The 6,908-nt window shown below is 66.0% G+C and carries 5 protein-coding genes and 1 pseudogene; 2 read left to right on the top strand and 4 right to left on the bottom strand.

The features are described from left to right. The 3 genes from AC2VON_RS12345 to AC2VON_RS12335 all read right to left on the bottom strand — a co-directional run. A partial coding sequence (locus AC2VON_RS12345) for a PPE family protein (RefSeq protein WP_486953229.1) occupies window positions 1-1,115 on the bottom strand: 1,115 nt, incomplete at its 3' end. Between the two features lie 63 nt (window positions 1,116-1,178). Then, a complete protein-coding gene (locus tag AC2VON_RS12340; RefSeq protein WP_486953228.1) occupies window positions 1,179-2,387 on the bottom strand; it encodes a PPE family protein in 1,209 nt (402 codons plus the stop codon). Window positions 2,388-2,463: 76 nt separating this feature from the next. Continuing rightward, entirely contained in the window at window positions 2,464-3,696 is a 1,233-nt protein-coding gene (locus AC2VON_RS12335) for a PPE family protein (RefSeq protein WP_486953227.1), read from the bottom strand. Between the two features lie 341 nt (window positions 3,697-4,037). On the opposite strand from AC2VON_RS12335, the gene AC2VON_RS12330 reads away from it, so the two are divergent. Together AC2VON_RS12330 and nrdF are read left to right on the top strand one after the other, a co-directional pair. Then, the gene (locus tag AC2VON_RS12330; RefSeq protein WP_486953226.1) at window positions 4,038-5,615 is read left to right on the top strand and encodes a flavin-containing monooxygenase; all 1,578 of its coding nucleotides are present in this window, start codon (window positions 4,038-4,040) and stop codon (window positions 5,613-5,615) included. A 133-nt stretch (window positions 5,616-5,748) separates the two neighbouring features. Beyond that, a complete protein-coding gene (nrdF, locus tag AC2VON_RS12325; protein ID WP_486953225.1) occupies window positions 5,749-6,723 on the top strand; it encodes a class 1b ribonucleoside-diphosphate reductase subunit beta in 975 nt (324 codons plus the stop codon). 43 nt (window positions 6,724-6,766) lie between these two features. Here nrdF and AC2VON_RS12320 read toward each other — a convergent pair. Next, window positions 6,767-6,908 (bottom strand): annotated as a pseudogene (locus AC2VON_RS12320) (iron-siderophore ABC transporter substrate-binding protein); the annotation flags it as partial.

Below are 6,908 nucleotides of genomic sequence, written 5' to 3'. Positions count from 1 at the left end.
GCCGCCCCGGCCATCGGCCCCATGGCCGCCGCCGGCCCCGTGCCGGCCACGTTCACCTTCGGAGCCGCCTCCCACGACCCCTTGGCCGCCCACGAGGACAGGTACTGGTCGGTCGCAGCAGCGACCGGAGTCGCATTCGCCCACGCCGGCGGCGCCGACAACTGCCCGACCGCGGTCGCCTCGCCCACGCTGACCAACACCGCCCTATCGACGCCTGCCTCCGCAGTTGCAGCCAGAACCGTTGGTGACGTCGCCCCAGCAGCGGTGGCGGATGTCGCCGCGGTCAGCTCGGGTGGCGGTGAAAATAGTGCGCCATCGGATACGAATTTGACACCGAGAATGATGGCATCGCCGACAGCCCCGACGTTACGAGCTTGCACCAACATATAGATGTCCGGGATTCGTTGGACGTAGTTAAGATTATTCATGAGCGTGATAAACGACTGCGGTATCGGTATACCGGTCTGTGACGATGTGCCCGGTGCTGCTGAGAGCAGCTGCGGAACGGTCGACAGGAACTGCGACAGGCTGGATTGCGAAGCAGCCGCCGCAGCAGGTGCAGCCGCGGCCACGGGCGCTTCAGCAGGGTTGGTGGTCGGCGGCGGCCCGGTAAAAGCCGCCAGCTTCGTCGCCGAGGACGCCGACGTGGCATAGCCATGCATCGCTGCGGCGTCTTGCACCCACATCGCGTCGTAGGCGGCCTCGGTGGCCGCGATCTGGGCCGCGTTCTGACCCAGGATGTTGGTCGCGATCAGGTTGGCCAGCTGGGCTCGGTTAGCGGCGATGAGCGGCGGTGGCACAACTGCGGCATGTGCCGCTTCGAAGGCGGCTGCCGCCGCCCGAGCTTGGCTGCCCGACAGCTGGGCTCGTCCCGCTGTGGCGGCCGCCCACTGCGCAAACGGCGCGGCCGCAGCAGCCATGGCATTGGAAGCAGCACCCAGCCACCCCTCGTCCTGCAAGCTTGAAATCGTCGAAGCGTAGCCTCGCGCAAACGAATCCAACTCCGCGGCAAGCGCGTCCCAGGCCGACGCGGCCACCATCGTCGGCTCCGACCCCGGACCCGAATAGATTCTGGCCGAGGTGATCTCCGGCGGCAACAGCCCGAAGTCCAGCATCTGCATCCCCTTTCTTGCCCGGCCGCGGCCGACATCTGCCGGCCCGGGTGATCACTTCTGGTGCTATCCGCCGGCCGCCGGCCGGGGCATTCGGAACCGGTTGTCCCGCATGCGGAAGACGGCGTTGCCGCTGTGGTGCTGCGCCGGGCCGCCCATCGGCCCCAGCGCCGGTGGCGGCGCTGGCCGGTCGGCGGTGGGCGTCGCTGACTGGGCACTGGCCAGTTCCGCTGGAACGGCCGGCGCGCCTGATTCTGGTGACTGCAGCTGCGGCGACTGGGCGACATAACCTGCTTTGGCCGCCGCTGTGGCGCCCGCCCAGCCGCGCGGAACCGACAGCTTCCCCACCGATACCGCTTTGCCGGCGAGCACCGGTTCGGCGCTTGCGCTGGTCGAACCCGCCAACGCCCCCTCGCCCAGCAGAGCCGGCGGATTCCGTGGAAGAAAAAGATGGTTGCCGAAGAGCAGGTAACTTGTATTGAACACGCCCTGATCGCCAAAGGTGACGCCGTAATTGTAATATTGCGCAGTGAACGACTCGTGGAAAAGGTTCATAAATTTCTGCAGGGATTGCCAACTGTTGATGTAGTAGATGCCCGACGACCCCGACGATGACGTGGACGTAGCGGCACCGGAGCCGACCGACGGGCTATGCCCAGGATTTGACGAAGCCGCAAGCGCGTGCGACAAAGCTGTTTGCGCCGTTTGGGTGGCCGCGGTTCTCTGGGCTGACTGCCCAGCAGAGTTGGTGGTCTGCGGCGGCGTGCTGAACGGCGTCAGCGCGGCGGCCGCCGGCAACGAAGAGCCGGCATAGCCGTGCATGGCGGCGGCGTCTTGAGCCCACATCTCGGCGTAGTGAGCCTCGGTGGCCGCAATCGCAGGCGTGTTCTGTCCAAGGAAGTTGGTCGCGATCAGCGTCATCAGCAATGCCCGGTTGGCTTCGATCACCGGTGGGGGGACGGTCGCGGCGAACGCCGCCTCGTAGGCGGCCGCCGCCGCACGATGCTGGCTGGCCGTCTGCTCAGCTTGGGTGGCTGTGGCGTTCGCCCACGCCACGTACGGTGCGGCCGCGGCGGTCATTGCGGCCGAGGCAGGCCCCGACCAAAGCCGGCCTTGCAGAGCCGTCAACTCCGCCGCGTAGCCGGCGGCCAGCGATTCGAGTTGCCCGGCGACGCCATCCCAGGCTGTCGCTGCCGCCATCATCTGCCCCGACCCGGGACCGGCGTACATCCTGGCCGAATTGACTTCGGGCGGCAGGGTCGAAAAATCCAGCATCGCTATTCCTCAAACTCTGACGATCGTCTCGGAGAACAACGGCGGTAGCGCTGCGCGGCATGGCCACAGGTGGTGGCTATCCACCGGATTTAGGACTTGACATCTTGAAGCGGCGAGGCGGAATCTTCAGCGCCTTGCCGACGACGGGACGCATCAGCAGGGTGCCCGCGGCGGCCGCGGCGGCCACCTCTGCCATTGATTCCGCACCCACCGTCGCAGGTGCGCCGGCCTCCCACCACGCCTCGACCTCCGACAGCCACGGCGCCTGTTGGCTGGCGACAGCCGCCACCGGCGTCGCCTGCGCCCACGCCTGGGGCACCGACAGCGGCCCGACCAGGCCCGCCTTCGCTGCGCTGGCGAGCACCGCACTGTCAACGCCCGATGCGGCCGCGCCAGCCAGCCCCGCCGATGACAGCGCTCCGAACGTGACCGGTGACGTCGCGCCGCTCAGCGCGGCCAGCGGCGCGTACAGCGTGGCGTCGGCCAGGAGTCGGCCGATGATCATACCCGCGGCGCTGGAGTTGGCGACGGTACGAGTCATCGCCGCCAGGAAGCTCACCGGCCCGCTTATGGTGTTGAAGTCTCCGACGCTGGTCAGTAGCGAGGTCGGTACGGTGATTCCGAAAATTGTGGATGTGTCCGAACTTGCTGCGGCCGGCGCTGCTGCTGCCGAGAGCTGTTGTGGCACACTCGAAAGCAGCTGCGACAGGCTGCCGGCATGCGAAGCGCCCGAGCCGGCGGCCTGGGTGGCCGTCGTGGCGGCCTGGGCGGATTGTCCGGCGGGGTTGGCGGTCGGCGGCGGCGTCTTGAAGGGCGTCAGCTTCGTCGCCGACGACGCCGACGTGGCATAGCCATACATCGCACCGGTGTCCTGGGCCCACATCGCGTCGTAGGCGGCCTCGGTGGCCGCGATCTGTGTCGTGTTCTGGCCCAAGAGGTTGGTCGCGATCAGGTTGGCCAACTGGGTGCGGTTGGCGGCCACCAACGCCGGGGGCACAACTGCTGCGTGTGCCGTCTCAAAGGCGGCCGCTGCGGCCCGAACCTGGCTGGCGGTCTGCTCGGCTTGTGCTGCTGTTGTCGTCGCCCAAGCCACATATGGCGTAGCCGCGGCAGCCATCGCATTCGAAGCAGGACCCATCCAACCCTCCTGCAAGGTTGAGATCGCCGCAGCGTAGCCTTCCGCGAACGAGTCCAGCTGCGCGGCGAGCGCGTCCCAGGCCGACGCGGTCGCTACCATCGGCGCCGACCCCGAACCCGCATACACCAAGGTGGAAGTGACTTCCGGCGGTGACGCCGCGAAATTCGGCATGGGCATTTCCTTTCGTCAACCGATCACCCCGACAAAAGCGCCGCGACAGCCACGGCGACGGTGTGTGAACTCCCAGGAGATGTCCAGAAGTCCTCCCAGAAAGCTGCCAGGACAGAAGTTAGGGTCAGGGCATGGCTCGGCAGCGAAAAGGAACTGAACTGCAGATGAACGAAAGATTTTAATCTCGGGACCACCTCATTCCGTCGGTCGTTTCGATAACCCGGGTCGGCTTGTCTTCCGGGCCTCGGCGGGCGCCGGTACGCGTTGACAGCCCGGTGGGCGCCGGACAGACTGAAAGAATCAAATACCCAGTACCGGCGTTCCCAGGAAAGGATCGCAGTATGACCGTCACCGAGCAGGCCGCCAACCAGGCGATGAACAATGCCCCGGTGGTGCGTACCCGCGCGCTGGTCATCGGGGCCGGGTTCGCCGGGCTCGGCATGGGCATCGCGCTGCAGCGACTGGGCGTCGACTTCCTGATCCTGGAGAAGGCCGACGAGGTCGGCGGCACCTGGTACTACAACAGCTATCCGGGCTGTGCGTGCGACGTTCCGTCGCACCTGTACTCGTTCTCGTTCGAACCCAAGGCGACTTGGAGCCGGTTGTTCTCACCGCAGCCGGAGATCCTGGACTACCTCAAGGGCGTCACCGACAAGTATGGGCTGCGCCGTTACATCCGCTTCGGTTCGCGGGTGAGCCGCGCGCACTGGGACGACGGTGAGTACCGGTGGCACGTGTTCACCGAATCCGGTCGGGAGTACGTGACCCAGTTCCTGATCTCGGGCGCCGGGGCGCTGCACATCCCGAGGCTGCCTGACATCGACGGCATCGACGACTTCGCTGGGGCCGCTTTCCATTCCGCCGAGTGGGACCACAGCGTCGACCTGACCGGCAAGCGGGTCGCGGTGATCGGCACCGGCGCCAGCGCGATCCAGATCGTGCCGGAACTGGTGCGCGACAGACCCGGCAAGGCCGGCGCGGCGCAGGTGCAGCTGTATCAGCGCACCCCGCCGTGGGTGGTGCCGCGGCCGAACGCGCCGTTCCCGAGAGTGGTGCTCGGCGCGTTCGCCACCGTTCCCGGTCTGCGGCTGGCGGTGCGCTGCGGGATCTACTGGTGGCTCGAGGGCCTGGGTTATGCGATGACCAAACGGCCGAGCCTGCTGCGGGCGGTCGAGCTGGCCGGCCGGTGGAACATTCGGCACTATGTCCAAGACAAGGAGCTGCGCCGCAAGCTCACGCCGCGCTACCGCGCCGGCTGCAAGCGAATCCTCTACGCCGGCAACTACTACCAGGCGGTGGCCAATCCGAAGACCACGCTGATCACCGAACGGATCGCCCGCATCACCGCCGATAGCATCATCACCGCCGACGGCGCCGAGCACCCGGTCGACGTGATCGTCTACGCCACCGGGTTCCATGTCGTCGATTCCTACACCTACGTCGACATCAAGGGGCCGGGCGGCGAGGACCTGGTGGACCGGTGGAACCGCGAGGGGGTTTCGGCGCACCGCGGCGTCGCCGTCGCCGACATGCCCAACTTGTTCTTCCTGCTCGGGCCCAACACCGGACTGGGCCACACCTCGGTGGTGTTCATGATCGAATCGCAGATTCACTACGTCACCGAGGCGATCGGGGCGGTCGACAAAGCCGGCGCGCAGGCGCTGGCGCCCACCCGCGCCGCTCAGGACCGGTTCAACGAGGAGCTGCAGCGTAGGCTGCGCGCCTCGGTGTGGAACACCGGCGGCTGCGCCAGCTGGTACCTCGACGAACACGGCGTCAACCGGACCCTGTGGAGCGGTATGACGTGGCAGTATTGGCGCGCCACTCGCGCGGTCAAGCCGGAAGAGTATCGGTTTTCCGGAGTCGGCAGGGCGGCCCGAGCGTCCGGAACCACGGTCACGGCTTCGGTTCACGGTTAAGCAATTCGACGAAGGCCTGCGCCGGACGACACGCAAACACAAGCCCTTGTGTTACGCCGGCTTGTCCTACCCCAGGGGTAGTGTTTGAGTTCTAGGTAACGGCAGGCAAACCGTCTGGTGAAGTGGGGTTCTGGTGACCGAAAACATGAAGCTGATCGACCGCGTTTCGGCGATCAACTGGAACCGGCTGCACGACGATAAGGATGCCGAAGTCTGGGATCGGCTGACCGGAAATTTCTGGCTGCCCGAGAAGGTCCCGGTCTCCAACGACCTGCCCTCCTGGGCGACACTGACCACCGACGAGAAACAGCTGACCATGCGCGTTTTCACCGGGCTGACGCTGCTGGACACCATCCAGGGCACGGTCGGGGCGGTCAGCTTGATTCCCGACGCGCTGACCCCGCACGAGGAGGCCGTCCTCACCAACATCGCGTTCATGGAGTCGGTGCACGCCAAGAGCTACAGTTCGATCTTCTCCACACTGTGCTCCACCGCCGAGATCGACGACGCGTTCCGCTGGTCGGAGGAGAACCCCAACCTGCAGCGCAAAGCCGACATTGTGATGCAGTACTACCGAGGCGATGAGCCGCTCAAACGCAAAGTCGCCTCCACACTGCTGGAGAGCTTCCTGTTCTACTCCGGGTTCTACCTGCCGATGTACTGGTCGAGCCGGGCCAAGCTGACCAACACCGCCGACCTGATCCGGCTGATCATCCGCGACGAAGCCGTGCACGGCTACTACATCGGCTACAAGTTCCAGCGCGGTCTGGTGCTGGTGGACGACGCTAAGCGCGCCGAACTCAAGGACTACACCTACGAGCTGCTCTTCGAGCTCTACGACAACGAGGTGGACTACACCCAGGACCTCTACGACAGCGTCGGGCTGACCGAAGACGTCAAGAAGTTCCTGCGCTACAACGCCAACAGGGCGCTGATGAACCTGGGCTACGAGGCGCTGTTCCCGCGCGACGAGACCGACGTCAACCCGGCGATCCTGTCGGCGTTGTCGCCGAACGCCGACGAGAACCACGACTTCTTCTCCGGCTCCGGATCCTCGTACGTGATCGGGAAGGCCGTCGTCACCGAAGACGAGGACTGGAACTTCTAAACCATCGCTGGTCAGTGGTGTTATGGCGTGATGCCGGCGTGCCTTAATTGATCGGGGCGTTCACCCAATACAGGTCATCGACGATACCGCGGGCGGCGATGAGACCCTGCCCGGTCTGCCACACCTCGTTGTTGACCACGAACACCCGGTCGTCGCGGTTGGCGGACAGTTTGCGCCACGGCTCG

It is taken from the genome of Mycobacterium sp. TH-M82 (assembly GCF_057473605.1).
This window is presented reverse-complemented; position numbering and strand designations above follow the sequence as displayed.

Bases quoted from the DNA above. Each gene is read 5' to 3' on its own strand.
- AC2VON_RS12330 (WP_486953226.1), top strand. From the start codon at position 4,038: ATGACCGTCACCGAGCAGGCCGCCAACCAGGCGATGAACAATGCCCCG.
- AC2VON_RS12340 (WP_486953228.1), bottom strand. From the start codon at position 2,387: ATGCTGGATTTTTCGACCCTGCCGCCCGAAGTCAATTCGGCCAGGATG.
- AC2VON_RS12335 (WP_486953227.1), bottom strand. From the start codon at position 3,696: ATGCCGAATTTCGCGGCGTCACCGCCGGAAGTCACTTCCACCTTGGTG.